Consider the following 26,549-nt stretch of genomic DNA (forward strand, 5'->3'; position numbering starts at 1 on the left):
CAGGAATCCGCGCGGACTTGTCCGCGGGATCTACAGAGGGACTGACCTGTGAAAACCACCAAGAAATCGCTCCTTTCGAGCGCGACTTATCTGCAGTCGCTGGCACTCGTGGGCGGCGCTGCTGCGCTGCTGTCCTCGACCGCCGCGTTCGCGCAGGATGCCGCTGAAGAAGACGCCGCCAGCGCTGACCAGACGATCGTCGTCACCGGCTCGCTGATTCGCAACCCGAACCTGTCGGCTTCGGCTCCGGTCGCCACCATCGGCGCCCAGGAACTGGAACTGCGCCAGTCGAACAACGCTGAAGAAGTTCTGCGCACCCTGCCGGGCGCCGTGCCCAGCATCGGTTCGTCGGTGAACAACGGCAACGGTGGTTCGTCCTACGTCAACCTGCGTGGCCTCGGCTCGAACCGCAACATCGTCCTGCTCGACGGCAACCGCATTGTCCCGGCTGACCTCGTTGGCCGCGTCGACCTCAACAACATCCCGCTCGCCCTCGTTCAGCGCACCGACGTGCTGACCGGTGGTGCAAGCTCGACCTATGGCGCTGACGCCATCTCGGGCGTGGTGAACTTCATCACCAAGCAGGACTTCGCTGGCATGGAAGCCACCGTTTCCGAACAGATCACCCAGCGCGGTGACGGCAACGTGTTCCGCGCCGACCTGACCATGGGCGCCAACTTCGACGACGGCCGCGGCAACGCCGTGCTGTCGCTGGGCTACCAGAACCAGAAGGAAGTTTACTTCGGTGGCGACCGTCCGTTCTCGACCCTGACGCTGGAATCGTATGACGAATTCTTCGTCGCCGGCCAGGGTTCGTCGACCACGTCGCCCTCGCGCTTCGACATCGGTGGCGGTCGTACCCCGCAGCAGGTTTCGCGCGATGGTACCGGTCTGAGCAACTACTATCAGGCGTTCAACTTCAACCCGTACAACGTGTTCCAGACGCCGTTTGAGCGTTTCAACATGTACGGTCAGGCCCGTTATGAAGTGGCGGACAACATCGAAGTCTATGCCCGTGGCATGTACTCGAACAACACCGTCGAAACCATCATCGCTCCGTCGGGCGTGTTCGGTTCGGCTGTGACCGTGCCGGTCTCGAACCCGTTCATGACCGCCGCTCAGCGCGCCTACCTCTGCTCCAACGCCGACACCAACCCGGGCGTTTCCGGGAACCAGACCCTGACTGCCGCCGAGTGCTCGGCAGCAAGCACGGCGAGCAAGTTCTTGGCGAACGGTGCCGCCAACCCGGATTACCGTGAATTCACGTTTGGTCTGCGTCGCCGCACCACCGAAACCGGTCCGCGTATTTCGAACTACAACAGCCAGGTATTCGATTTCCGCGCCGGCGTGCGTGGCAACATCACCGACGCGATCCAGTTCGACGTTTCGGCCTCGCACGGTGAATCGAAGAAGCTGCAGACCATCCAGAACTACGTGCTGCTGTCGCGCGTCCGTCAGGCCCTGCTGGCAACCAGCACCGGTGCTTGCCAGAACACGGCCAATGGCTGCGTTCCGCTGAACATCTTCGGTCCGGACGGCTCGATCACTTCGGCGATGTCGGACTTCATCAGCGACGCTGCGACCGTTCAGGAAAACACCAAGCTGGACCAGGTCAAGGCGATCATCAGCGGCGACACCGGCATTTCCTCGCCGTGGGCGGCTGAAGGCATCAACTTCGCAGCTGGTGCGGAATACCGTCGTTATGCAGCGCAGCAGTCGTCGGACGTGCTGGCCAAGACCCCGGGTGAACTCGGCGGTGCTGGCGGTGCGGCTCCGGACATCAACGGTGGTTACGAAGTCTATGAAGGCTTCGGCGAACTGATCCTGCCGATCGCTTCGGACATGCCCGGCATCCACGAGCTGACCGTTGAAGCTGGTATCCGTCAGTCGCACTACAAGATCGCGGCTGCTGGCAACCCGACCTTCGACACCACCACCTGGAAGGTGGCTGGTACCTGGGCTCCGGTTCCGGACTTCAAGGTTCGCGGCAACTATCAGCGCGCCGTCCGCGCCCCGAACATCGGCGAACTGTTCTCGCCGGTCTCGACGGGCCTGACCAACCTCGGCACCGATCCGTGCCAGGGCTTGGCTCCGCTGTCGAGTGCTGACCTGCGCGCGGTCTGCATCGCGCAGGGTGCCCCGGCTGACGTGATCGGCACGATCCAGGCCCCGACTGCTGGTCAGGCCAACATCACTTCTGGTGGTAACCCGAACGTGGGCCCGGAAACCGCGACCACCTGGTCGGCCGGTCTGGTCTTCACCCCGGCGTTCCTGCCGGGCTTCTCGGGCTCGATCGACTACTACAACATCAAGGTGAAGAGCGCGATCACCACCCCGACCCCGGGCGACCTGATTGCGGCTTGCTTCGACAACCTGTCGGCAGCAAGTGCCACGTCCTCGGCGTGCACCTCGATCCGTCGCAACCCGATCACCGGCGGCCTCGACGGTGACCCGGCGACCACGGGCGGCCTGTTCGGCGTTCTGTCGAACCTCGGCGCGCTCGAAACCAGCGGCGTTGACTTGAACTTGGCTTACAGCACCAGCATTGGTACTGTGTTCGGCCAGGAAGGGCGTCTGTCGTTCTCGTTCAACGGAAACTACACGGCCGCTTCCAAGTTTAACGCCAACGCCGTTGCGGATCCTAGCGACGACGCTTTCCGTGAATGCGTGAACCAGTACTCGGTGAACTGCGGCTCGATCCAGCCGAAGTTCTCGTTCAGCCAGCGTTCGACGCTGGGCCTCGGCCCGGTTGACGTGTCGCTGCTGTGGCGCTGGGTCAACAAGGTGCGCTTTGAAGATGCGCAGCTTGAGTCTGACCTCGAAGCTGCAACCGATGCCGGTTGCACCGATCCGGCTGGTACGGATCCCGATGGCTGCATGGTCGATCCGCGCTTCCGCACGATCAAGGCCTACAGCTGGTTCGACCTGACGACCCGCTTCGAAGTGTCGAAGAACTTCGACCTGACGATGTCGGTGTTCAACCTGTTCGACAAGAAGCCGCCGGTTGTTGGTGGCACCGTGGGTTCGACCTCGTACAACGGTGGTAACACCTACCCGTCGTCCTACGACGCGCTGGGTCGCCGTTTCGCGGTGAGCGCTCGCCTGAAGTTCTAGTCCTTAGACTTCAGTCAAACCAATCGGGGGCGGGCAGCAATGCTCGCCCCCTTTTGTTGGTGGGCAGTGCGCAGCAAGCCCGCTCAAGTTCGGGGTGACGTTGGATTTTTATGCTGTGCGGAGTCGGTTGGCCGCGTGGCGGCGCTAGCCCAGCAGCGGGTGCGGCAGGTCCATCGCCAGCCCGTTGGCTTCCGCCACGGCCTGCGCCCAGACCATCACCTTGTCGATCTCGTCGCCATGCGCCCGCCGCGCCTCGGCATATTCCTCCGCGCGCTGTGCCGCATCGAAGGCTGCGCCGGACTTGGAATGGCGGGTAAAGGCCGGCCCGCCCGCCATTGCGGCCAGATCGGCGGGGCTGGCATTCAGCCCGTAATGCCGCGTGGCGGCGGTCAGCACGGCCAGCGGTTCGCGCGTCAGCGTTTCCGAATCAAGCGTGCGCACCCGGCCCGGTCCCAGCTTGCCCGCCAGCTGGTGGAACAGCGCGTGCTGCGCCAGCCAGCCTGTCGCGGCGACTTGCAGGTCGGTCTGGCGAAAATAGTCACGCGGGGCGAAACCCAGGTTGACGATGTTGTCCGTCAGGAACCCTTCCAGCAATTCGCGCACCCACAGGCGGCACCACAGCCCCTTGCGCACCACCGATACCAGGAACGTTTCCAGCGGGGCATGGAGCAGGATCGCCGGGGCATCGCCCCGAAGCGCCAGCAGCAGCTCTGCCAGCGGGTTCAGGATGTTGGACGGTTTGACGATCACCCGCTCGCCGGGCGCAAAGGGGCGGGCCAGCAGCCGAGTCGCGCTATCCGCCAGCCGGGCCACCGCCGTCGGGGGCGCGCCGCGCCGGCGAAAGCCGACCACATCGTTCAGCAGCACCGGCTCGCTCAGGCCCATGGCCACGCCGGGGCGGTCCAGCGCGGAGAGCAGCAGGGTCGATCCGCAGAACGCCGAATGGAACAGGAAACCCATCGGCTGCGGGGGGACCGCCGCCAGGCAGTCCGCCACCGGCACGTCATGGCGCGCGCAGTCCGGGCCCAGATATTCGTCGGTCAGGAACGGCGCGCTGCGGTGATCGGCGCGCGCGACGTGCTGAAACTGAATGCGGTCCGTGCCTTCGACATGGCGGTGGGGCAGCCAAGCGGCATCGGCCAGAGCAAAGGGCGGGGTCTGGTTCATCGTCCAAGCCTAGGGGGCGGGGCGCGGGGCCGCAACTGCCGCTTGCGGGCGCCGGGGCGCAGTCCTATCCATCGGCCATGACCGATGCACCCGCCGATCCCGCCCGTCTGGAACAGGCCCGCGCCGCCAACGCCGCCGGGATGGCAGCCTTGCGGGCCGGCAACGGGGCAGAGGCCGCCGTGGCGTTCCGCCGAGCGCTGGAGGCTGATCCCGCCGCCGGGCCGCTGTGGCGCAACCTGGCCCATGCCGAGCGGCTGGCGGGCAATGACGTGGCAGAGCGGGCCGCGCTCGATCAGGCGCTGGCGCTCGACCGGACGGATTTCGTCGCCCAGCTGCGCAAGGCCCAGAACCTGGAACGCTGCGGGGCGGAGACAGAGGCGTTGGCGGCGTGGTCGGGCGCGCTGCAACTGGCGCAGGGAATTGCCAATCCGGTGCCGGGGCTGGCCGATGAACTGGCGGCGGGGCGCGCGTTCGTGGCTGCCGTGCAGCAGCGGCTGGGGGCCGGTGTGGATGCCGCGCTCGGCCCGCTGGAGCCGCAGCTGGACGAGACGGAGCGCCGCCGCATCCGCGCCTTTGCCGACCACGCGCTGGGGCGGCGGCAGGTGTTCTTCAACGAATGTGCGGGGGTCTATTACCCGTTCCTGCCGGCCGACGAATACTTCGACGCGAAGCACTTCCCGTGGTTCGCGGAACTGGAAGCGGCGGTGGACGACATTCGCGGCGAGTTGCACGGGCTGCTGGCAGAGGGGAACCCGGCGATCATCCCCTATGTCCGCCTGGAAGAAGGCACGCCGCAGAACAAGTGGTCGTCGCTCAGCCACTCGCACGACTGGAGCGCCTGCTTCCTCTATGAATATGGCGTGCCGAACCAGCCGGTGCTGGACCGCTGCCCGAAAACCGCCGCCTTGCTGGCACGGCTGCCGCTGGCGCAGATCCCCGGCAAGGCGCCCAACGCGTTCTTTTCCATGCTTAAGCCGCAGAGCGCGATTCCGCCGCACACCGGGGTGACCAATACCCGCGCGATCGTTCACCTGGGCCTGGACATCCCGCCCGGCTGCGGCTTTCGCGTCGGCGGGGAAACCCGCGAATGGCAGGAAGGCAAGGCCTTTGCCTTTGACGATTCGATCGACCACGAGGCGTGGAACCACAGCGACGAGCGCCGCCACATCCTGATCATCGACACCTGGAACCCGCACCTGACCGCGCACGAGCAGGAAGCGATCGTCCGCTACTTCGCGGCCACGGACCAGTCGCTGGGCTGAACTCATCGACGAACGGCATGCGGAGCGGCTTGCTGCATTGCGGCAAGCGGGTTAGAATCCTGACTTTGTTTCCTGGCCGGGAGTGCTACCCGCGATGTCCCTATTGCTTGCCATTATTCTGACCGCCGGGTCCGGCGCCGCTGCCAACGTGCAGGTGGCCGAACCGAACCCCAGCAAGATGACCCGCGCCGAAATCCGCGCGCATAACGACAAGGTCGGAAAGGAACATCCGCTGTTCATCCGCTGCCGCCGCGATATCGAAATCGGCACCCTGGCCAAGGCAAAGACCGTTTGCCGCACGACCCGTGACTGGGCCGAAGCCGATTACGCCGGCAATCGCACCGCGCGTGACACCGTGCGAATCCTGCACGAAACCAACGGCAATATCGGCAACTAGGCTGCCTTACTGGATGCGGATCACGCGGGCGTTCTGGCCTTTGCCGACCTTGGCGAAATAGCTGCCCAGCGACGCCGTCTCGATCACGATCGGATCGCCGCGCTTGGCATAGACCGGGCGTCCAGCGATCTGTTTCCAGCGTGCGCCATCAGCCAGCACGAACACGGCCTGCCCGTCGCGGGCGGGGTATGTGCTTTCGATCGTGCTTTCGATTGCCTTCACGTCCTCGCTGTCACCGCCGCCGAACAGCTTGATCGACGGGAGCGACAGGCCGAACAGGCCGCGCCGCGCCTCGCGCATGGTTTCGCGGTCGGCAATGACCAGATCCTTGGCGTCCCGCGCGGTGGCCATGGCGCCGACCGTGCGGTCATAACAGGCCAGCCGCTCGGCCGGATCGGCCACGCTCTTGCAGTCCAGCACGGCCTGGAACACCGGCGGCGGCGGGGTGGAGACGTCTTTGTTCCTGGCTGCCGCCGGAGCGGCGAGCGCGCCCAGCGTCAGCATTACAAGCGGCACGAGCGATCGGGGCAGGCGGGTCACGGCGTCTCTCCATTCCGGGCTGGCCCGTTTCGGGCTGGCCAATGACAAGGCTGGTTGCCGGGACGATGCCCGCGCGGTGCGCCAGCGTCAATCATGTGCAGGCGGCGCTTGATTCGCGGGGCGGCTGGCCCCACACCGTCAGGCGATGCTGCGCCGCGTGATGATTGCCCTGCTGATAGTTGGATTGGCGCCCGGTCTGTGGTGGCAGATGCCGCGTCCCGCCCCGGTTTACGAGCAGCGGGTCGATGTGCGGCCGGTGCCGGTCGATCCGGCGCTGGCGCAGCTTGGCCCCTTGCGGCTGAGCGGCGTGTGGCACCTGACCAGCCCGCATGAATGGTTTGGCGGCTATTCCGCGCTCGTCGCGGTTCGTCCGGGCCGGTTGCTGGCCTTTTCCGACCGGGGCTATGCCATCGATCTGCCGCTGCCCGGCAGTCCGGCGGTGGAGCCGGCCCGCATCCTGACGGCAACGGGCGACGACAAGGCGCTGAAGGCCTCCCGGGATATCGAGGCGGCAACCTATGACCCGCGGCAGGACGAGATTTTCCTGGCGATGGAATTCCGCAACGCCATTACCCGCACCACGCCCGCGCTGCAGGGCTGGCAGATGGCTTTTCCGCGCCTGATGCAGGGCTGGTCGGGCAACCAGGGGCCAGAAGCCATGGTCCGCCTGGCGGATGGCCGGTTCGTGGTTCTGGGTGAACGCGACGGTGGCTGGCGCGATCGCGATTCGCATCCCGCGCTGCTGCTGGCGGGCGACCCCACGCGCGGGACATCCGAACAGGCGTTTACCTATGACAGCAACGGCGGCGGGCGGCCGACCGATATGGCGCAATTGCCGGACGGTCGGGTGCTGATCCTGCAGCGCACGCTGCTCTGGCCCTTCCCGCCGCGCTTTTCCGGGGCCATCGCGCTGGCCGATCCGGCCACATTGCAGCCCGGCGGGCGCTGGCGCGGCAAAGTGCTCGCGCGGTTGGAGGCGCCGCTGCCGGTCGACAATTTCGAAGGGCTGACGATCACCCCGGCTCCGGGAGGCAAAGTGCACGTCTGGCTGATTTCGGACGACAACATGGCCGTTACCCAGCGCACGCTGTTGTGGCGGCTGGAACTGGATCTGGCCGACTTGCCGGCCATGGAGCGGCCCGCTACGCGCTAAACGCGCCTTCTCCGGACAAAGCAAAAGGCGCGCGAGCAAGCCCGCACGCCCATCGCATTGCCGGTTGTCACCGCGCGCGGCCGAAGCCGCGCGGCAGCAATCAGGCGGCCTGCTTCTTCGCCAGTTCGCGCTTAACCTTCAGCGCGTTGGTCGACAGCTTGTCGTCCGCGGTCTTCAGCAGCCAGTTGTCCAGCCCGCCGACGTGTTCGACCGAACGCAGACCGTGGGTCGAGACGCGGAACTTGAAGCTGCGATCCAGCGCTTCGGACATCAGCGTGACGTTCTGCAGGTTGGGCAGGAACACGCGCTTCGTCTTGTTGTTGGCGTGGCTGACGTTGTGGCCTACCTGGCGGCCCTTGCCGGTCAGTTCGCAAATACGGGACATGGTTCAAACTCGCTTTGAATGTCGTTACCGTTGCCGGGTGAAGGCGGGCGCTTAGCGATTCACCCTGCAAAGGTCAAGTTGCGTGAACGGGATCGGCGCGGTAGCGCTCCGCACATGACGACGTGGCCCCTTCCGGAACCGATGGCCCATGCGCTGGAGCAGGCCCGCGCCGGGGCCGCTGCGGGCGAAGTGCCGATTGGCGCGGTGATCGTCAAGGATGGCGTGGTGATTGCCGCCGCGCACAACGCCCCGCGCGCCCTGACCGACCCCACCGCACATGCGGAAATCCTGGCGATTCGGGCTGCGGCGCAGCATCTGGGCAACGAGCGGCTGGACGGGTGCGAGCTGTGGGTCACGCTGGAGCCCTGCCCGATGTGTGCGGGCGCCATCGCCCATGCGCGAATCGGTCGGCTCTATTACGCGGCGGCCGATCCCAAGGGCGGCGCCGTGGAACATGGCGCACGGGTGTTCGAGCATGAGCAGTGCCTGCACCGTCCCGAAGTCTACACCGGCATCGGCGAATCGGTTGCGGCAGATTTGCTGCGTGATTTCTTTCGCGCCCGTCGATAGTTGACCTGCCGCCCTGCGCGGGGGCAAGGCGGAGGGCATGATCCGTTCCGCCTTGCTCGCCGTCCTGTTCCTGTCCCTGCCGGTGGCTGTCCATGCCAAGGCGCCGGAAGCGGCCGTCCGGCCACCCGTATCGGGGATGCTGGATGATCCCTGCCCGGCCAGTCGCGACGGCCAGTGGGCGCTGTCGGAAGACGTGCTGAAGAACGACTGGCCGTGGCTGTGCCGCTATCGCGCCGAAAACGCGGCCTATGGCGCGCACAATCCGGCGCGGGCGGTGTTTATTGGCGATTCGATCACCGAAGGCTGGGCCCGGACCGATCCGGCGCTGTTCAGCAAGGGGGTGGTCGGGCGCGGGCTGTCGGGGCAGACCAGCCCGCAGATCCTGCTGCGGTTCTGGCAGGACGTGATCGCGTTGCACCCGCGCGTCGTGCACATCATGATCGGCACCAACGACATCGCGGGCAACACCGGGCCAACCTCGGTCGCGGCCTATCAGGCCAATATCCGGGCGATGGTCGATCTGGCGCGGGTCAATGGTGTGCGGGTGGTTCTGGGCAGCATTCCTCCGGCCAAGCGGATGGACTGGCGCCCCGGCCTGGAACCGGCCCTGCGGATTGCCGAGCTGAACCGCTGGCTGCGCGCGTTCGCGGCGGAGCAGGGGCTGGTCTATGCCGATTACCATGGCGTGCTGGCGACGCCCGATGGCGCACTGCGGCCGGAACTGGGCAAGGACGGGGTCCATCCCGAAGCGCCCGGCTATGCGCTGATGCGCCCGATAGCCGAACGCGCGCTGGCCGAGGCGGAAGCGGCCTATCCTTAACCGAGCGGGTTGGTTTCGCCTGCCTGCGATCCCTGCGCCGCCTTGGCGCGCTGGAACGCGGGGCGCTGGCTGAGCCGGTCGAGATAGGCGGCCATGCCGGGGGTGACTTGCGCCTCCAGCCCGATCGACTGCGCCAGCATCACCGCGTAGCCGACCGAGATGTCGGCCATCGTGAAGCGCCCGGCGGCGGCGTAATCGCCGTCCAGCATCAGTTCGGCATTGCGAAGGCGCGATCCGAACCACTGGGCGTAATCCTCCGCCGCCTGCGCCACGCGGCGTTCGGGCGGCTCCAGCATGGTGTAGCGCAAGTGGATCGTCTGCGGGAACGTCAGCGTTGCTTCGCCCATGTGCAGGAAATTGAGGTAGGCGGCATAGCCGGGTTCGTGCGGTGCGACTGCAAGGTCGCTGGGGCCGAACCGGGTGGCCAGGTAATGCGGGATCGCCGCGCTTTCGGTCATCAACTGGCCATCGACCAGCACCGCCGGGACCGTGCCCAGCGGGTTCACGTCGCGGTATCCCTTCACGAAGACGCGTGGCGGGAATTGCATCAGCTCAAGGCCATAAGGCAGCTCCAGCTCTTCCAGCGCCCAGAGCACGCGGAACGAGCGGGAATCGCGGCAGTGGAACAGCTGGATGGCAGGGCTCATGCGGCGGACTCCAATGTGGCGGCGGCGCACTTTGCGCTGGCTTCGGCGGTGCCGCCGCCGCCGAGCATCGTCACCGCGATGAACCCGCCAATCACCGCGATCACGAACCCGGCCGTGACGAGCCCCAGGTACTTGTCGATGAACGCCTTGATCGGCGCGCCGAACATCCGGAACAGCACGCCCACGATCATGAAGCTGATCGAGCGGCTGACCAGGCTGGCGCCGATGAAGGTCAGCAGCGGCATCTCGATGAAGCCGGCCGTGATCGTCAGCAGCTTGAACGGGATCGGCGTCGCCCCCTTGATCATGATGATCTCGGCTCCGAATTCGCGCAGGTAACAGGCCGCCTTGGGGAAGCTCTCCGTCAGCCCCAGCGCGCCGAGCAGCTGGGTGCCGACCGTTTCATACAGGCCATAGCCGATGGCATAGCCCAGCAGCCCGCCCGCCACGGACGCCAGCGTGGCGATCATGGCAAAGCGGATCGCCTTTTTCGGTTCGGCCAGGCACATCAGCCCCAGCAAGGGGTGCGGCGGGATCGGGAAAAAGCTGGCCTCGACGAAGGCAAAGGCGGCCAGCCACCATTCGGCGTGGCGGTGGGCGGCCTTGGCCATGGTCCATTCGTAGAGGCTGCGCAGCATCGGGTTTCCTTGGGGATGGCGGGAACGCGGCCTGCTTATAGGGCGGGCCCGCTGGCGACAAGCGCGGACACGATATAACCAATTCGGTTAAAATATCTTGACATCGTCACGCTGTTTCGGTACATAAAGAGAACATCGCGATCGACCGATTCGGCAGCCCTGCCGCTTCGCCCGGTCGCTCCCAGCCAGCAGGAACCCACAGCATGACCAAGGCGATTTCATCGTCCGGCAATCCCGTGCCGGTGCGGACCCCGCGCCCGCGCGGGCGGCGGATCAAGCTGGCTCCCGGCTTGCGCGCCGCTGCGGGCGAATCCGCGCTGAACAAGCACTGGCGCACGTATTTCCTTGCCGCACTGGTCGAAACGTCGTGCGTCAAGGCGTCGGCGCAGATCGCCGGGGTGTCCCCTACCCGCGCCTACCGCGCGCGGCGCGAGGATCCGGCCTTTGCCGCGCAGTGGCGCACCGCGCTGGCCGAGGGGTATGAAAACCTGGAGCTGGAACTGCTGGCCCACCTGCGCAATCCCGATCCGGCGCGGAAGATCGACGTCGCCAACGCGCTGAAGCTGTTGTCGCACCACCGCGCCGCCAAAGCCGAAGCGCGCCCGCCGGTGGACGAGCGCAGCGAGCAGGAAGTGCTCGATTCGATCGATGCCATGATCGACCAGATGCGCGAGCGCGCGGCGGCCAACGCGGCCTTGCTGGCCGAGATGGACGGCGGGGAGGGTGATCTTGGCGCGGATTGACCGTGGAGCCTATCTTGCCAGCCTCGAACCGCCAGAGCGCCGCGCTGCGCTGGCCCGGCTGAGCGACCGGGAGCGCCGGTCGCTGCGCACCCACTGGAACCTGTGGGCGCATGAAGGGCAGATCGCGCCACCCGGCGACTGGCTGGCCTGGCTGATCATGGCCGGGCGCGGGTTCGGCAAGACCCGCGCCGGGGCGGAATGGGTCCGCGCGATTGCCCAGAACGATGGCAGCGCCCGGATTGCGCTGGTCGGCGCTTCGCTGGTCGAGGCGCGCAGCGTGATGGTCGAAGGGGAAAGCGGGCTGCTGGCGATTGCCCCGCGCGACAACCGCCCCCGGTTCGAACCGTCCAAGCGCCTGCTGACCTGGCGCAGTGGCGCGCAGGCCATGCTCTATTCCGCCGGGGAACCGGAAAGCCTGCGCGGGCCGCAGCACAGCCATGCTTCCCGGACAGGCCCAGAAGGAAGGGTATGTGAACGAGGCGCTGGCCCGGATCGACACCCTGTTGCACCTGTCGGTCGAAGGCGTGGCGAACAGCCCGCCCGCCACGCCGGCTGAGAGTGCGTGCTGGCTGGTCGGACAGGCCCCGACCGGGGAATGGACCGGACGCGCTGACCAGATCGCTGCCTTAAACCACGGCAACTGGATGTTTTTTTTGCCGCGCGACGGAATGCGGGTGTTGAACCGCGCGAGCGGCCAGGAAATCCGCTTTGCTGATGGCTGGCAAGTGGCCACGCGGCCGGACCTGCCGAGCGGCGGCCAGACTGTCGATGTGCAGGCGCGCTCGGCGATTGCCGCGATTGTCGATTGCCTGACTGATGCCGGACTGCTCGGCAGCGAATGAATTTGGCCCGATCCGGACCAATCCGCTCGCAAGGCAGGTGAGCGGCGGTTTACAGCGTCTTTTTCGCGCCAAACAGGCCTGTAACTGCGGCATAATTGCAACAGATACGATCTTTGAGCGCTTGCGCGGGGAATTCTAAGGGGTTAGACAACGCCAACTCGGTGGCTCCAATCCTACTTCAAAGGGGAAATCATAATGCGGAAACTGGTCATTGGGATGGCGCTGGCCTCCTCGGCCCTCGCGACGCCGGCCCTGGCTCGTGACGATTCGTGGTACGTCGAAATGGATGCTGGCGGCACGATCGTCCAGGACATCCAGAACCTGACGGGCCAGAACAACGTCGGCACCCTGGAACTGAAGCCCGGTTATGACTTCGGCGGCATCGTCGGTTATGACTTCGGTTCGTTCCGCCTCGAAGCCGAAGCCAGCTATCGTCGCGCTGAAGAAGAAGGCTATCGCAGCCCGACCCTCAACTACACCCAGGCTCAGACCGGCGGTGGTGCCGAAGCTCTCAGCTTCATGCTGAACGGCCTGCTCGACTTCGGTGAAGACGATGGTCTGCAGGGCTTCGTTGGTGGTGGCGTCGGCGTTGGCCGCGCCAAGGTCGCGCTGATCACGCCGAATGCCGGCCTCAACGTCGTCGATTCGGACACCGGCTTTGCCTGGCAGGGTCTGGCGGGCGTTCGCGCTCCGCTGAGCGACAATGTCGACATCGGTCTCAAGTATCGCTTCTACAACCAGTACGGCAACGACCTGGTGAGCGCTGCGGGCCGCAACGTGCGCGTCGGTTTCCGTTCGCACTCGCTGCTGCTGACGCTGGGCTACAACTTCGGTGGCGCTCCGGAAGAAGTGGCTCCGCCGCCTCCGCCGCCCCCGCCGCCGCCCCCGCCGCCCCCGCCGCCGCCGCCGCCGCCGCCGCCGGCTGTGGTCTGCAACAAGGGTCCGTACATCGTGTTCTTCGACTGGGATAAGTCGGACATCACGCCGGAAGCCGCTTCGATCCTCGACAGCGCCGTCACTGCTTATGCCAACTGCGCCAACGTTCCGATCATGCTGGCCGGTTACGCTGACCGTTCGGGCAAGCCCGCCTACAACCAGGGCCTGTCGGAGCGTCGTAACGCCTCGGTCCGTGCGTACCTGAACTCGCGTGGGATCGCCGACGGTGCGATCTCGAGCCAGGGCTTTGGCGAAAACAACCCGCGCGTTCCGACTGCTGACGGCGTGCGTGAACTGCAGAACCGCCGGGTGGAAATCACCTACGGTCCGGGTTCGGGCATGTAAGCAGCCGCAAGGCGCTGAAAGATTGGGGGGGCCGGAGCGATCCGGTCCCCCTTTCTTTTGATTGATCAAGGGAGAGAACCGTGAAGCACACCACCACAGCCATTGTCCTTGCCGCCGTGCTCGTTTCAGGTTGCGCCACGAATGATGTCGCCAAACCGGTCCGGCTGGCTTCAGCGACCTTGCAGAATGCCAACGGCTTGCCGGTGGGCACGGCATTTGTCGGCGGCCTTGGCGATACCTTGACGCTGAATGTCGCCGCGACCGGCATTTCACCCGGCCCGCACGGGATCCATCTGCACATGGTGGGCGATTGCACCCCGCCCGCCTTCACCACCGCAGGCGGACATCTCAATCCCGGCGGGCATCAACATGGAACCGACAATCCGGCCGGATCGCATCTGGGCGATCTGCCCAACATCGTTGCCGACGCAGGTGGAGTGGCCACACTCAGCGCGGCCTTGCGCGGAACCCGGGCAGAGGTTGAAAGCGCCCTGTTCGACGCCGATGGGACGGCCGTGATCATTCACGCCGCCGCTGACGACTACAAGACCGACCCCACTGGCAACAGCGGGGCACGGATCGTCTGTGGCGTCCTGAAACGGGGCTGAGCCGCGTGGCTCAGCCCGTTTCGCCCGCGCGCTCGGCCAGCGTGGCCTCGGCGCGCGGGACAGCCTTGTAGGCGTAAATCAGGAGCACAACGGCCGGCGGCGCCACGGCGATCAGCGACAGAATGCCTGTCCGCAGATCGCCAACCAGCTTGCCATCGACCATGCTGCCGGTGAGATCCGAAACCTGCCCGACCATGTAGGGGCCGAAGCACAGGCCAACCAGCGTCGTGCCCAGGAAGAAGGCCGCCGTGGCCGTGCCACGCATGCGCGGCAGCACCAGATCCTGGGTCGTGGCCGCCGCCGCGCCAAGCGCCGCCGCGCCGAACAGTCCGGCCAGGAAGTTCATGGCATAGAACAGCACCGGATCGGGCGTGGTATAGCCGATCCAGATCGGCACGACAGGCGCGACCACCCCGAACAGGATCACCAGGATCCGGCCCGCGGGATTGCGGGCGCGCAGCGCGTCGGCCACCCGGCCGCCGATGATCACGCCCAGGAAACCGCTGATTGCGCCGTTTGCACCCAACCAGAAGGCCAGCTCGTGCTTGGGCAGGCCCAGCACCTGTTCCGCGTAGGGGGCAGACCAGAACGACAGGCCATAGGCTGCCAGCGAGACCATGCTGTAGCCCAGGGTCGTGCAGATGAACGCCGGGGTCCCCCAGATCAGGCGGAAGGTCGCCGGGTCTTTCTGGCGCAGCACGCTGGCCCACGAAAACACCGCGTAATAGCCCAGCGCGACCGCTGACCATTGCGGCAGGTTGCCAGTCCACTGGATCATGACCCACGCGAACGCACACAGTCCGACCGCGACCAGCAGGTTGATCGCCAGCGCCGCACCGCCGCGCCGTGCCGCGCCGATCAGTGTGAAGGGGGGCACAATGGTTGAAAGATCGGCAAAGAAATCGGCAAATGGCCGCGCCGATCCCTGGCTGGGGGTTCCGTCCATCGCGCCGCGCACCGGTTCCCGCAGCGTTGCCACCCACAGCGCCACGAGCAAGCCGGGAATGCCGACTGCCAGGAACGCGGCATGCCAGCCCACCAGCCCCAGCGGACCGCCGCCCGGATAAGTGGCATTCCAAACCTGGCTGATCTTGGCCCCGATCAGCAGCGAGACGCCGCCGCCCAGGTAGAGGCCGGATGAGTAGATCGCGAGTGCGGTCGCGCGCTGACGCTTGGGGAAGTAGTCCGAAATCAACGAGTATGCGGTCGGGCTGGCAGTGGCTTCGCCGATGCCAACGCCCATCCGTGCCAGTGTCAGGGTCAACTGACTTCGGGCAAAGCCCGACAGCGCGGTCATGGTCGACCATAGCGCAAGACCGATGCTGAGCAGCTTCACGCGGCTCCAGTTGTCAGCCAGCCGCCCAAGCGGGATGCCGAACAAGGCGTAGAACACGGCAAACGCCGCGCCGCCCAGGAAGCCCATGTCGCTATCGGTCAGTCCGAGGTCGCGCTTGATCTCCAGCGCCAGGATCGAGATGATCTGCCGGTCGATGAAGTTCAGGATATACACCACCACCAGCACGCTCAGCACGTACCAGCTATAGGAACTGGCCTCGCGCGGGGCGCTATTCGAATCCTGTGCTTCGTTCACGCAGTCTCTCCCGGTGTTGATCTGGTTTCAGGCGGCATAGCGGGTTGGATCGACCAGCCCGGCCTTGGCAAAGCCCTCGCGGCGAAGGCGGCAACTGTCGCACAGCCCGCAGGCCGCGCCATCCGGCTGGGGATCGTAGCAGGACCAGCTCATCGCCGGGTCAAAGCCCAGCCGATAGGCTTCTGCGGCAATCTCGGCCTTGCCAAGATACTGGAGCGGAGCGTGGATGGTGAACCCTTCCCCTTCCGCGCCGGCCTTGGTCGCCAGCTCTGCCAGCCGGGCAAATCCTTCGATGAATTCCGGTCGACAATCCGGGTAGCCGGAATAATCGAGCGCATTGACCCCGATGAAGATGTCCCTCGCACCGATCGCCTCGGCCCAGGCGAGGGTCAGCGACAGGAAGACGAGATTGCGCGCGGGAACGTAAGTGACGGGTATGTCATCGCCGACCCCATCCTTGGGCACGGCGATATCGTCGGTCAGCGCGGAACCCCCGAACTGGCGCAAGTCCAGCGGCAGCACGACATGGCGCCTGGCCTCCAGTACGGCGGCGATTTCGCGCGCGGCATCCAGCTCGCGGCGGTGGCGCTGGTTGTAGTCGATGGTCAGGGCATTGATGGCAAAGCCGCGTTCCCGTGCAAGGCCGGCGGTGACCATGGAATCCAGCCCGCCGGACAGCAGGACGACGGCACTTCTCCCGGTGCCGGGCGCTGAAACGGTGGGGTCATCCGAATTGGATTGCATCGCACCGGGCTAGCCTGTGCCCGCGCGGCTGGCAACACCGCTCAGGTCGAACAGTCACCCACTCGCCGCGCTTCCGCACTGAATTCGAAGGGCAAGCCATTGCGGATGCCCTGGCTCTCGATCTGGACCAGCCGGCTGGTCTCGCGGCGGATGCTGGTGCGGCCATATCCCTGCCCGCGGCAGGTGTACTGCACCGTCACCTCGCTCGGTCCGTCTTCCACCACCAGCCGGTCGCAGCTGACTTCGGGATGGCGCAACTGGATGAACCGCCGACCGTTGCTCACGCACAGCCGCTCCGCCGCATTGCCGGAATCGCGCACGCGCAATTCCCAGCGACCGGCATCGAGCTGGTCCAGCATGGTCAGGCTTGACCGCTGCCCGGATGCCGGGGCGGAGAAGGCCAGCAGGGCGGCAATTGCCCCGGCTGCAACGCGCAGAGTGTATTTCCCCACCATGTCCATCCTCGGTCTCAAGCCAATTGGGCGCGACAAACCCGGATATCGTTGCAGCCGCTTGTATCATGCCGACGCGGCACGACCAAACGTGTATTTTTGTAGGCGAATTGAAATTTCAAGCCGTGATCTCGAACAATCGCGAACAGAATTCGCAATCGACGACGATCACACCAGCCTCGTTGCGCATCTCGACCCGTTCGGATTCGGGGAATCGACCCAGCACCGCCGCGAAATGCGCGACACTGCATCGGCACCCGCGCGACAGCGCCTTGCCTGCCTGCACGCGCACTTCCGATTCTTCGTGGAACAGGCGCCAGGCCAGCATCTCCAGTGACAGGTCCGGATCGACCAGCTCGTCATGGCGGATGCTGCCAGCCAGAGCGGCGACATGTTCCCATTCCGGGTGGTCCAGCTGGACGTGCAGCCGTTCGCGCCCTTCCTCGCCCTCTGGCAGATGCTGGACCAGCAGGCCGCCGCCGACGCAGCCCTGCCCATCCGAACGGACCGCAACGCGCGCCAGCGTAGGGATCTGTTCGGACTGCAGGAAATAGCTCTCCACCGCTTGCGAGAGCGAATCCCCTTCCAGCGGGACAATCCCCTGATAGCGCTGATCGGTGGTGGCGAGGTCAAACGTGATCGCCAGATACCCCTGCCCAAACAGGGCGGTCAGCGAGGGGTTGGCGCCCAGCGCCGCCAGCCGCTCTGCATCGTGGCGAACATAGCCGCGCACTTCCCCGGCCCGATAATCGCAAACCAGCAGATCGACGATCCCGCTTTCGGTCTGCGCCTGCATGGTCAGCTGGCCTTCCTCGTCCTTCAGCAGGCTGCCCAGCAACGCGGTGAGCACCAGCGCCTCGGCCAGGACATGCTTGATCGGCGGCGGATAGTCGTGCGCCGACAGGATCGTTTCCAGCACCGGCCCCAGCCGCACCACCCGGCCGCGCGCGTTGCGCTCCGGGATGGTGAAGCTGAGCACCCGGTCAAAGCCGGTCTGCCCCTCGGCGATGGGTGCGGGCGCGCTCACAGTTGCCCGAACGCCCAGCGCAGCACGCTCTTCTGGGCGTGGATGCGGTTCTCGGCCTCATCCCAGACCACCGAACGTGGACCGTCGATCACGCCATCGGTCGCTTCCTCGCCCCGGTGGGCGGGGAGGCAGTGCAGGAACAGGGCGTCGGCCTTGGCACCGGCCATTAGTGCCTCGTTGACCTGATAGGGTGTCATGGCCGCGATGCGGGCTTCGGCGCCGCTCTGCCCCATCGAGACCCAGGTGTCGGTGACGACCACGTCCGCCCCGGCCACTGCCTCGCGCGGGTCGCGGGTGACGGTGATGGTCGCGCCCCGCGCGCGCGCCGCCGCGATGTATGCCGGATCGGAATCATACCCCTCCGGCACCCCGATCCGCACGTTGAAGCGCATCAGGCCGGCCGCCTCGACAATCGAGTTGAGCACGTTGTTGCCATCACCCAGCCAAGCCACTTCCAGCCCGGGCAGGGCCTTGCCGTGCTCGATGACGGTCAGCAGGTCGGCCATGATCTGGCAGGGGTGCGACCGATCGGTCAGGCCGTTGATCACCGGGACCGTGGCATAGTGCGCCAGCTCGTCGATCTTGGCGTGATCGTCGGTGCGGATCATGATCGCATCGACCATCCGGCTGAGCACGCGGGCGGTATCGGCGATGGATTCGCCGCGCCCCAGCTGGGTCGATCCGGCTTCCAGGATCAGCGCGCTGCCGCCCAGCTGGCGCATCGCCATGTCGAACGACACGCGCGTGCGGGTGGAGTTCTTTTCGAAGATCATCGCCAGAACGCGGCCCGCCAGCGGGGCATCGGCATCGACCTGCCCCTTCGGCCAGGCGGCCCGGGCCGTCTTGCGGGCCTGTGCGTCGTTCAGCATCGCTGCCACGGCATCGCCGCCGGCATCGGTCAGTTCAAGAAAATGCCGGACCATCATGCGCTCTCCGGAGGCTGGAAGCTGGCCGCACCGGCGGACAGTTTGTCCATGAATTCATCGATATGCGAATCGTCGATCACCAGCGGCGGGATTACCCGCACGGTGTTGTCGCCCGCCGCCACGGTCAGCAGATCGTGGTTGTCGCGCAGGTGCGCCACGAAGCTGCGGGTTTCGAACTTCATCTTCAGGCCGATCATCAGCCCGCGTCCGCGGACCAGTTCGAACATATCGGGATAGTTGCCGATGAACTGTTCGAGGCGGCTGCGCAGCCGTTCGCCCTTGGCGCGGACATCGGCCATGAACGCCTCGTTCGCGACCGCGTCCAGCACGGCCTCGCCGGCGGCCATGGCCAGCGGGTTGCCGCCATAGGTCGAACCGTGGGTGCCGATCACCATCCCGCGCGCGGCCTTTTCCGTGGCCAGGCACGCGCCCAGCGGAAAGCCACCGCCAATGCCCTTGGCCGTGGCGACGACATCCGGGGTGATGCCGTACTGCTCATAGGCATAGAGCGTTCCCGCCCGGCCGACGCCGCACTGCACCTCATCCAGCGCCAGCAGCAGGTCATGCTCGTCGGCCAGCGCGCGCAGGCCCAGCATGAATTCGTCCGAGGCCGGACGAATCCCGCCTTCGCCCTGGATGGGCTCGACCAGGAACCCGGCGGTGTTCGGGCCGATCGCCGCCTTCGCCCCTTCCAGATCGTCGAACTCGACGTACTTGAAGCCCGCCAGCAGCGGCAGGAAGCCCTTGTGCATCTTGTCCTGGTTGGACGCGCTGATCGTGGCCATCGTCCGCCCGTGGAAGGCGTTCTTGAAAGTGATGATCTCGAACTTGTGATCATTGCCGACATGGGCGTGATAGGCGCGGATCGTCTTGATCGCACATTCCACCGCTTCCGCGCCCGAATTGGTGAAGAACACCGTGTCGGCAAAGGTCAGATCGACCAGCCGCTGGGCGAGATGTTCGCCCTGCGGACTGCCATACAGGTTCGATACGTGCATCAGCGTGGCCGCCTGGCGCTGGATCGCACCGATCAGCCCTTCATGCGAATGGCCCAGCAGGTTCACGGCGATGCCGCTGGCAAAATCCAGGCATCGGCGGCCGTCCTCCCCGATCAGGTGGCAGTGCTCACCACGCACCGGGCGAAAGCCGCAGCGGGGATAGACTGGCATCAGCGGGGTAATCGACATCGCAAGGATCCTTCTTGGTTACGATGATTGGCAGTTGCCGGGAAACGGAAACCACCGGGAAATCGGGAAACAAAATCGCAAACGACAAATGGCGGCCCCCTGCCGATGAAGGAGGGGACCGCCATTGCCGTGTTCTTTAAATTGTCGCGAGGACGCGGTCAAACCCGACCGCAGCCAAGCCGGCTGGTCAATCCTGACGCGGCACCAGGTTGACCGCCGAGTACTTGCCTCGTCGATCGACTTCGATGTCGAATTCCAGGCGATCGCCTTCGTTCAGGCCCTGCAGACCCGAACGCTCCACCGCGCTGATGTGCACGAAGGCATCAGCTTGGCCATCGTCGCGGGTGATAAAGCCAAAGCCCTTCATCGCGTTGAAGAACTTGACCGTGCCGGTCGACCGTTCGCCGGTCAGCTCACGCTGCGGCGGGGCTTCGCGCTTGGCCACGGGGATCACTTCGCCGACGACCTTCAGGTCGCTGGCGGAAACCTTGCCACCGCGATCGACCAGGGTGAATTCCAGCTGCTGGCCTTCGGCCAGGCCTTCCAGCCCGGCGCGCTCGACCGCGCTGATGTGGACGAACACGTCCTCACCGCCGCCATCCTTCTGGATGAACCCGAAGCCCTTGGCTGCGTTGAAGAACTTTACCGTGCCGGTGCCTTCGCCCACGACCTGGGCCGGCATGCCGCCGCCGCGCGGGCCGCCGAAGCCGCCACCGCCGCCGCCACGCGGGCCACCGCCGAAGCCGCCACGATCGCCACCGCCGAAGCCGCCGCGCGGACCGCCGCCGAACCGGTCTCCGCCGCCAAAGCGATCGCCGCCGCCGAACCGGTCACCACCGCCAAAGCGATCACCACCACCGGCGAAGGGATCGAAACCATCCTCACCGAAACCGTCCCGCTTGTCGCGGCCCCGGCCACGACGCCCTCTATCAAAACCCATAAACCCGAACAAACCTTCGCTTCGCCGCAATTCGCACAGTCCGGCGGCGCGGACGATTCGCGCCGGACGACAGGGCGAAACACCGCAAGGCCCTCTCCGCTGCACCGTGCCTAATATCCGATAATCTGCAACATGGCGAATGGATTCCTCCAAATCGCCCATTCCACCGGGTTCGGACGGAGAGGTGTGACATTTCTGCCAGCACCGCCGGCCATGCCCGCGCCGGCCAACCGCCTGCTTGTCAGCGGGGGCCGCGCTTGGCAGAGAGCACCGGACAGGCCGGGCGCGCCCTTGCGCTCCGGCCGATCCCAGGGATGCATTTGCCATGTTTCGCCAGCTTTCGCCGCGTGTGTTCGCCAGCCCGCAAATCGGCCTTGCCGAAGTGGCAGAGGCCCAGGCCCAGGGCATCGGCCTGATCATCAACAACCGGCCCGAGGGCGAAAGCGAGGATCAGGTCAGCGGCGCCGAGATTGAGGCCGCGGCCAGGGCGGCCGGCATTGCCTATGTCGCGATCCCGGTGACCCACGCGGGCTTTTCCCAGCCGCAGGTGACGGCCATGGCCGCTGCGCTGGCCTCCACCGATGGGCCGGTCCTGGCCTATTGCCGGTCGGGTACCCGCTCGACCCTGTTGTGGGCACTGGCCGAAGCCAGCCGGGGTGAAAGCCCCGATGCGCTGGCCAGCGCGGCAGCGGCCGCCGGATACGATGTCGGCCCGGTCCGCGCGGTGATGGACATGCTCGCCACCCGTAAGGACTGACCCCGGCGTGCCCTTCATCGCGATCCAGCTGGCGGCGTCCATCGTGCTGATCCTGCTGGTCAGCTGGCTGGCGCTGGCCCTGAAACTGGGCAACGATGTGCGGCTGAAGGGTGAGGCCGAGGCGCGCGAGCTGGCGCAAACCGCGGTTTGCGGGTTCGATCCGGTCGATCTCGCGCTGGACCGGGCGGGCATCGGCGCGTTGCTGCGGGATTCGCAAGGGCGGGTCATGCTGCTGCGCCGGCACGGGGCGCAGTTTGCTGCCCGCATTCTCGACAGCCACGCCTTTGCCCGGCTTGACCGCAATTTCCTGACCGTGGGGACTGGCGAAAAGACCTTTGGCCAGATCACGCTGGACCTGGGCGACAAGGCGCAGGTCTGGGCGGCCAGCCTGCGCAGACTGGGGAACTGACCATGCCGCAACTGGGCCCGGTGGAATACGCGATTCCCTTCTTCATCCTGCTGATCGTGCTGGAAATGATCTGGGCGCGCCGTAACGCTCCGCAAAAATACGAGCCGCGCGATACACTGACGTCGCTGGCGCTGGGGGTGGGCAGCACCGCAGCCGGGGCGCTGACCGCCGGCATCGTGGCGGCTGCCGCGGTCTGGCTGTTCCAGCATCGGGTGGCGACGATCGGCTGGGCGTGGTGGGCATGGATCGCCTGCTTCGTGCTGGACGATTTCAATTATTACTGGGCGCACCGCACCGGACACCGCGTCCGCTGGTTCTGGGCGGCGCACGTGAACCACCATTCCAGCCAGCACTACAACCTGTCGACCGCGCTGCGCCAGACCTGGACCGGGTTCATCGCGCTGTCGTTCGTGTTCCGCATCTGGCCAGCGTTCATCGGTTTCGATCCGGTGATGATCGCCACCTGCGGTGCGGTGAACCTGATCTATCAGTTCTGGATCCACACCGAGGCGGTGGGGCGGCTACCGCGCTGGTACGAGGCGGTGATGAACACGCCCAGCCACCACCGCGTCCATCACGCGATCAATCCGGTATACCTGGACCGCAACTATGCGGGCGTGTTCATCGTCTGGGACCGGTTGTTCCGCACGTTTCAGCCAGAACGCGACGACCAGCGCATCCAGTATGGCATCGTCCGGCAACTGGGCAGCTTCAACGTCCTGTGGGCCGTGTTTCACGAGTGGATCGGGATTGCGAAGGACGTTTGGCGCGCACCCTGGCGGCACAAGCTCTCCTACATGGTCCGCGCACCCGGCTGGACCCACGATGGCAGCCGCGACACGTCCGACACGATCCGCGCCCGCTGGGAAAAGGGTGAAGGGCTGGCCCCGGCGGAATAGCGGCGCCTGCGCGAAACTCGTTGCGCGAATTTAATCGAGCAATTAACTCCTGCCGGAAACACAATTCCGGAGTGGGTCATGGAAGAATTCGACGTCATCGTGATCGGCGGTGGCAGTGCGGGCAGCGCGGTCGCCGGACGGCTGGCCGAGGATGGCCGTCGCCGGGTCTGTCTGCTTGAGGCGGGCGGCAACAATGACAACATCCGGGTCAAGACGCCGGGCTTCATGCCCTGGATCCCCAAGAACGCGAACTGGCGGTTCGAAACCGTCCCGCAAAAGGGGCTGAACGGGCGTCCCGGTTATCAGCCACGCGGCAAGGGGCTGGGCGGCTCCAGCGCGATCAACGCGATGCTCTATGTTCGCGGCAATGCGTTCGACTACGACCAATGGGCGGCGCTGGGTTGCACCGGCTGGAGCCATGCCGATGTCCTGCCCTATTTCAAGCGCTCCGAAAGCAACGAACGCGGGGCGGACGCCTACCACGGCGGTGATGGCCCGCTGTCGGTTTCAGACCAGCACTGGTCGAACCCCGGCAGCAATGCCTTCGTTGCCAGCGCCAGCGCGCTGCAATTGCCGCGCAACGATGATTTCAACGGCGCGCAGCAAGACGGCTTCGGCGTCTATCAGGTCACCCAGAAAGGCGGGGAACGCTGGACTGCGGCCCGCGCCTACCTCACCCCCCGCCCGAACCTGGCGATCCGCACCGGCGCGCTGGTGGAGCGCCTGGTGATCGAACAGGGCCGGGTCGTGGGCGTTGCGGCGCGGTTTGGCGGACGGTCGGAAGTGCTGCGCGCACGCGGCGGGGTGGTTCTCTCCGCCGGGGCGTTTGGCAGCCCGCAGATCCTGATGCTTTCCGGCATCGGCCCGGCCGGGCATCTGGCCGAGCTGGGCATTCCGGTGGCGGCGCACCGCGAAGCGGTTGGCGCCGACCTGCAGGACCACATCGACTACGTGTCGAGCTGGCAGACGGAATCGAAGGATTTCATCGGCGACAGCCTGGCAGGTGCCTGGAAGATGCTGAAGGCCATCGTCCAGCACCGGATGGACCGCACCGGCATGATGACGACCCCGTTTGCCGAAGCGGGCGGCTTCTGGCGCTCCGCCCCTGATCTGCCCGCGCCGGACATCCAGTTCCATTTCGTGCCCGCGATGCTGGAAGATCATGGCCGCACTTCGGTGCACGGGCACGGTTTTTCCTGCCATGCCTGCGTCCTGCGCCCGGAAAGCCGGGGCACCGTGCGGCTGGCCAGCAGCGATCCGGCGGCGCCGCCGGCGATCGATCCGAACTTCCTCGACGATCCGCGCGACATCGCCACGCTGCGCCGGGGCGTGCGGATGATGCACCGCATCGTCGAAGCGCCGCCGATCAGCAACTATGGGCCAAGGGACCGCTATCCCGTCGACCTGAACGACGACGCTGCGCTGGATCATCTGATCCGCAGCCGCGCTGACACGGTCTATCACCCGGTCGGCACCTGCCGGATGGGCGGGGACGAGGACAGCGTAGTCGACCCGACGCTCAAGGCGCGGGGCGTGGACGGGCTGTGGATCGCCGATGCCTCGATCATGCCGCGGCTGGTGTCGGGCAATACGAATGCCCCGTCGATCATGATCGGTGAACGCGCGGCCGACTTCGTCAAGGCGGCGCTGGCTTAGACCTCTCGGCCCCTCCGGCGGCGCGGCATCCGCGCTGCCGGGCGCATGCTCAGTGCTGGCAGGCCAGCGCCTCGATCACGTCCTCCAGCCGGGCCGGATCGCCCAGCGCCAGCACGCGGCCATCGCTGGCGGCGTGGAGCGGATCGCCGTTCCAGTCGCACATCGTCCCGCCCGCGCCTTCGACGATGGGGATCAGCGCGGCATAGTCGTGCAGCTTCAGGTTGGCCTCGCACACCAGGTCGAGATGGCCGGATGCCAGCATGGCATAATTGTAGCAGTCGCCGCCCATCACCATCCGCTTGTGATCGGTCTTCGCCGCCAGCCCCATGAAGTGTTCGCCGTCATGATCGTCGAAATAGTGCGGGCCGGTGGTGGCCAGCGTGGCGTCGGCCAGCGCGGCACAGGCGCGGGTGCGCACCGGCTTGCCGTTCAGCGTGGTCGGCTTGCCAGTCACGCCGACCCAGCGTTCATCCAGAATCGCCTGATCGATCACGCCCAGCACCGGCCAGCCATCGACGACCAGCGCGATCAGCGTGCCGAACAGCGGCCGCCCGGCCAGGAACCCGGCCGTGCCATCAATCGGATCGAGCACCCAGGTCCGTCCCGACTTGCCATTGGTCGCCCCGAATTCCTCGCCATGCACCGCATCGTCCGGCACGTCCGCCGCCAGGATCGCGCGCATCGCTTCCTCGGCGGCCTGGTCGGCCAGCGTGACCGGCGTGGCATCGCCCTTGCGCTCTGGCGTCAGCCCGCTGCGGAAATGAGGCCGGATGGCCGCGCGCGCGGCATCGGCCAGGCGGTGGGCAAGGGCGATGTCGGCCGTCAGGTTCATCAGTCGAACAGGCTCGACACCGAGCTTTCATCGGCGATGCGGCGGATGGCTTCACCGATCAGCGGGGCGATCGACAGCACCCGGATGCGGTCGGATTGCTGGGTGGCCTCGGTCGGCTGGATGGTGTCGGTGATCACCAGTTCCTTCAGCGCGGACTTGTTCACGCGCTCCACCGCGCTGCCCGACAGGACCCCGTGGCTGAGATAGGCGGTGACACTGGCCGCGCCGGCATCCATCAGCGCCTGGGCCGCGTTGCACAGCGTGCCGCCCGAATCGATGATGTCGTCGATCAGGATGCAGGCGCGCCCTTCGACGTCGCCGATGATGTTCATCACTTCGGACTGACCCGGCTTGTCGCGGCGCTTGTCGACGATCGACAGCGGCGCGTTGTCGAGCCGCTTGGCCAGCGCGCGGGCGCGGACCACGCCGCCGACGTCGGGCGAAACCACCATCAGCGGCTGCGCGCCATACCGGGCCTGCACGTCCGCAGCCATTACCGGCGCAGCGAACAGGTTGTCAGTCGGGATATCGAAGAAGCCCTGGATCTGCCCGGCGTGCAGATCCACCGCCAGCACGCGGTCGGCCCCGGCAGTGGTGATCAGGTTGGCGACCAGCTTGGCCGAAATCGGCGTGCGCGGGCCCGGCTTGCGGTCCTGCCGGGCATAGCCGAAATAGGGGATGACCGCCGTGATCCGCTTGGCCGACGCGCGGCGCAGCGCGTCGATGCAAATCAGCAGCTCCATCAGGTTGTCGTTGGTGGGATGGCTGGTCGACTGGACGACGAATACGTCCTCGCCGCGCACGTTCTCGTGGATCTCGACAAAGACCTCGTCGTCCGCGAAGCGGCGCACGCTGGCGTCGGTCAGCGGCAGTTCGAGATAGGCGGCGATGGCCCGTGCCAGAGGCAGATTGCTGTTGCCGGCCATGATCTTCATTGCGCTGTCCCTTTTTACGCCACTGCT

At 66.2% G+C, this 26,549-nt stretch carries 29 protein-coding genes; 15 read left to right on the plus strand and 14 right to left on the minus strand.

What is annotated here, in order from left to right; all coding sequences use genetic code 11:
- The first annotated feature begins 48 nt into the window (after nt 1–48).
- Nucleotides 49–3,114 carry a TonB-dependent receptor domain-containing protein gene (locus IE113_RS00790; protein ID WP_229822032.1) on the plus strand — a complete coding sequence of 1,022 codons (3,066 nt, stop codon included), beginning with the start codon at nt 49–51 and terminating at the stop codon, nt 3,112–3,114.
- A 144-nt stretch (nt 3,115–3,258) separates the two neighbouring features.
- On the opposite strand, the gene IE113_RS00795 is transcribed toward IE113_RS00790, so the two are convergent.
- The gene (locus IE113_RS00795) at nt 3,259–4,281 is read right to left on the minus strand and encodes a hypothetical protein (protein ID WP_189538522.1); all 1,023 of its coding nucleotides are present in this window, start codon (nt 4,279–4,281) and stop codon (nt 3,259–3,261) included.
- Nucleotides 4,282–4,358: 77 nt separating this feature from the next.
- On the opposite strand from IE113_RS00795, the gene IE113_RS00800 reads away from it, so the two are divergent.
- Together IE113_RS00800 and IE113_RS00805 are read left to right on the plus strand one after the other, a co-directional pair.
- Nucleotides 4,359–5,543: an aspartyl/asparaginyl beta-hydroxylase domain-containing protein gene (locus tag IE113_RS00800; protein ID WP_189538523.1), complete on the plus strand. Its 1,185-nt coding sequence runs from the start codon at nt 4,359–4,361 to the stop codon at nt 5,541–5,543.
- A gap of 94 nt (nt 5,544–5,637) precedes the next feature.
- Nucleotides 5,638–5,940: a hypothetical protein gene (locus IE113_RS00805; protein WP_189538524.1), complete on the plus strand. Its 303-nt coding sequence runs from the start codon at nt 5,638–5,640 to the stop codon at nt 5,938–5,940.
- A gap of 6 nt (nt 5,941–5,946) precedes the next feature.
- Here the strand turns inward: IE113_RS00805 and IE113_RS00810 are convergent, their stop codons facing one another.
- A complete protein-coding gene (locus IE113_RS00810) occupies nt 5,947–6,480 on the minus strand; it encodes a hypothetical protein (protein ID WP_189538525.1) in 534 nt (177 codons plus the stop codon).
- Between the two features lie 145 nt (nt 6,481–6,625).
- On the opposite strand from IE113_RS00810, the gene IE113_RS00815 reads away from it, so the two are divergent.
- Nucleotides 6,626–7,633, plus strand: coding sequence for an esterase-like activity of phytase family protein (locus IE113_RS00815; protein ID WP_189538526.1), 1,008 nt, complete (start codon nt 6,626–6,628; stop codon nt 7,631–7,633).
- Nucleotides 7,634–7,733: 100 nt separating this feature from the next.
- Here IE113_RS00815 and rpmB read toward each other — a convergent pair whose 3' ends face one another.
- Complete coding sequence (gene rpmB, locus IE113_RS00820; protein WP_189538527.1) at nt 7,734–8,018, minus strand: 50S ribosomal protein L28; 285 nt, start codon at nt 8,016–8,018, stop codon at nt 7,734–7,736.
- A 114-nt stretch (nt 8,019–8,132) separates the two neighbouring features.
- On the opposite strand from rpmB, the gene IE113_RS00825 reads away from it, so the two are divergent.
- Together IE113_RS00825 and IE113_RS00830 are read left to right on the plus strand one after the other, a co-directional pair.
- Nucleotides 8,133–8,588, plus strand: a complete 456-nt coding sequence (locus IE113_RS00825) for a nucleoside deaminase (protein WP_189538528.1) — start codon at nt 8,133–8,135, stop codon at nt 8,586–8,588.
- A gap of 37 nt (nt 8,589–8,625) precedes the next feature.
- The gene (locus IE113_RS00830) at nt 8,626–9,408 is read left to right on the plus strand and encodes a GDSL-type esterase/lipase family protein (RefSeq protein ID WP_189538529.1); all 783 of its coding nucleotides are present in this window, start codon (nt 8,626–8,628) and stop codon (nt 9,406–9,408) included.
- Here the strand turns inward: IE113_RS00830 and IE113_RS00835 are convergent.
- Nucleotides 9,405–10,055 (minus strand): glutathione S-transferase family protein, encoded by a 651-nt coding sequence (locus IE113_RS00835; protein WP_189538530.1) that lies wholly within the window; start codon nt 10,053–10,055, stop codon nt 9,405–9,407. The genes IE113_RS00830 and IE113_RS00835 overlap by 4 nt on opposite strands.
- Nucleotides 10,052–10,693: a YqaA family protein gene (locus IE113_RS00840; RefSeq protein WP_189538531.1), complete on the minus strand. Its 642-nt coding sequence runs from the start codon at nt 10,691–10,693 to the stop codon at nt 10,052–10,054. Before IE113_RS00840 ends, IE113_RS00835 begins: the two co-directional genes overlap by 4 nt.
- Before the next feature lie 203 nt (nt 10,694–10,896).
- Between IE113_RS00840 and IE113_RS00845 the strand changes: the two genes are divergently transcribed.
- The 5 genes from IE113_RS00845 to IE113_RS00865 all read left to right on the plus strand — a co-directional run bounded on the left by IE113_RS00845 (nt 10,897) and on the right by IE113_RS00865 (nt 14,167).
- The gene (locus tag IE113_RS00845; RefSeq protein WP_189538532.1) at nt 10,897–11,436 is read left to right on the plus strand and encodes a hypothetical protein; all 540 of its coding nucleotides are present in this window, start codon (nt 10,897–10,899) and stop codon (nt 11,434–11,436) included.
- A complete protein-coding gene (locus IE113_RS00850) occupies nt 11,423–11,992 on the plus strand; it encodes a terminase large subunit domain-containing protein (protein WP_373297830.1) in 570 nt (189 codons plus the stop codon). Before IE113_RS00845 ends, IE113_RS00850 begins: the two co-directional genes overlap by 14 nt.
- Nucleotides 11,874–12,278, plus strand: a complete 405-nt coding sequence (locus IE113_RS16500; protein ID WP_189538533.1) for a DUF2793 domain-containing protein — start codon at nt 11,874–11,876, stop codon at nt 12,276–12,278. The genes IE113_RS00850 and IE113_RS16500 overlap by 119 nt, the downstream gene beginning before the upstream one ends.
- 195 nt (nt 12,279–12,473) lie before the next feature.
- Nucleotides 12,474–13,559, plus strand: coding sequence for an OmpA family protein (locus IE113_RS00860; protein ID WP_189538534.1), 1,086 nt, complete (start codon nt 12,474–12,476; stop codon nt 13,557–13,559).
- 80 nt (nt 13,560–13,639) lie between these two features.
- Nucleotides 13,640–14,167, plus strand: coding sequence for a superoxide dismutase family protein (locus tag IE113_RS00865; RefSeq protein ID WP_189538535.1), 528 nt, complete (start codon nt 13,640–13,642; stop codon nt 14,165–14,167).
- Nucleotides 14,168–14,177: 10 nt separating this feature from the next.
- On the opposite strand, the gene IE113_RS00870 is transcribed toward IE113_RS00865, so the two are convergent.
- The 7 genes from IE113_RS00870 to IE113_RS16375 form a co-directional block, all read right to left on the minus strand.
- Nucleotides 14,178–15,758, minus strand: coding sequence for a spinster family MFS transporter (locus tag IE113_RS00870; RefSeq protein ID WP_189538536.1), 1,581 nt, complete (start codon nt 15,756–15,758; stop codon nt 14,178–14,180).
- A gap of 27 nt (nt 15,759–15,785) precedes the next feature.
- Nucleotides 15,786–16,502 carry a 7-cyano-7-deazaguanine synthase QueC gene (gene queC, locus IE113_RS00875; protein WP_189538537.1) on the minus strand — a complete coding sequence of 239 codons (717 nt, stop codon included), beginning with the start codon at nt 16,500–16,502 and terminating at the stop codon, nt 15,786–15,788.
- Nucleotides 16,503–16,543: 41 nt separating this feature from the next.
- A complete protein-coding gene (locus IE113_RS00880; RefSeq protein WP_189538538.1) occupies nt 16,544–16,957 on the minus strand; it encodes a DUF3617 domain-containing protein in 414 nt (137 codons plus the stop codon).
- A 115-nt stretch (nt 16,958–17,072) separates the two neighbouring features.
- Complete coding sequence (gene hslO, locus IE113_RS00885; protein WP_189538539.1) at nt 17,073–17,981, minus strand: Hsp33 family molecular chaperone HslO; 909 nt, start codon at nt 17,979–17,981, stop codon at nt 17,073–17,075.
- Nucleotides 17,978–18,904: an ornithine carbamoyltransferase gene (gene argF, locus IE113_RS00890; RefSeq protein WP_189538540.1), complete on the minus strand. Its 927-nt coding sequence runs from the start codon at nt 18,902–18,904 to the stop codon at nt 17,978–17,980. Before argF ends, hslO begins: the two co-directional genes overlap by 4 nt.
- Nucleotides 18,904–20,094, minus strand: a complete 1,191-nt coding sequence (locus IE113_RS00895) for an aspartate aminotransferase family protein (protein ID WP_189538541.1) — start codon at nt 20,092–20,094, stop codon at nt 18,904–18,906. Before IE113_RS00895 ends, argF begins: the two co-directional genes overlap by 1 nt.
- Nucleotides 20,095–20,281: 187 nt before the next feature.
- Nucleotides 20,282–21,034 carry a cold-shock protein gene (locus IE113_RS16375; protein WP_189538542.1) on the minus strand — a complete coding sequence of 251 codons (753 nt, stop codon included), beginning with the start codon at nt 21,032–21,034 and terminating at the stop codon, nt 20,282–20,284.
- 325 nt (nt 21,035–21,359) lie between these two features.
- Between IE113_RS16375 and IE113_RS00905 the strand changes: the two genes are divergently transcribed.
- The 4 genes from IE113_RS00905 (at nt 21,360) to IE113_RS00920 (ending at nt 24,755) form a co-directional block, all read left to right on the plus strand.
- Entirely contained in the window at nt 21,360–21,791 is a 432-nt protein-coding gene (locus tag IE113_RS00905; protein ID WP_189538543.1) for a protein tyrosine phosphatase family protein, read from the plus strand.
- A gap of 7 nt (nt 21,792–21,798) precedes the next feature.
- Entirely contained in the window at nt 21,799–22,200 is a 402-nt protein-coding gene (locus tag IE113_RS00910) for a hypothetical protein (protein ID WP_189538544.1), read from the plus strand.
- Between the two features lie 2 nt (nt 22,201–22,202).
- A complete protein-coding gene (locus IE113_RS00915; RefSeq protein WP_189538545.1) occupies nt 22,203–23,099 on the plus strand; it encodes a sterol desaturase family protein in 897 nt (298 codons plus the stop codon).
- Between the two features lie 78 nt (nt 23,100–23,177).
- Nucleotides 23,178–24,755 (plus strand): GMC family oxidoreductase, encoded by a 1,578-nt coding sequence (locus IE113_RS00920; protein ID WP_189538546.1) that lies wholly within the window; start codon nt 23,178–23,180, stop codon nt 24,753–24,755.
- Nucleotides 24,756–24,804: 49 nt separating this feature from the next.
- On the opposite strand, the gene IE113_RS00925 is transcribed toward IE113_RS00920, so the two are convergent.
- Nucleotides 24,805–25,587 carry an inositol monophosphatase family protein gene (locus IE113_RS00925; protein ID WP_189538547.1) on the minus strand — a complete coding sequence of 261 codons (783 nt, stop codon included), beginning with the start codon at nt 25,585–25,587 and terminating at the stop codon, nt 24,805–24,807.
- Nucleotides 25,587–26,522 (minus strand): ribose-phosphate pyrophosphokinase, encoded by a 936-nt coding sequence (locus IE113_RS00930; RefSeq protein WP_189538548.1) that lies wholly within the window; start codon nt 26,520–26,522, stop codon nt 25,587–25,589. The genes IE113_RS00925 and IE113_RS00930 overlap by 1 nt, the downstream gene beginning before the upstream one ends.
- Between the last annotated feature and the right edge of the window lie 27 nt (nt 26,523–26,549).

It is taken from the genome of Novosphingobium arvoryzae, from assembly GCF_014652615.1.
In the GTDB taxonomy this organism is placed as follows: Bacteria; Pseudomonadota; Alphaproteobacteria; order Sphingomonadales; family Sphingomonadaceae; genus Novosphingobium; species Novosphingobium arvoryzae.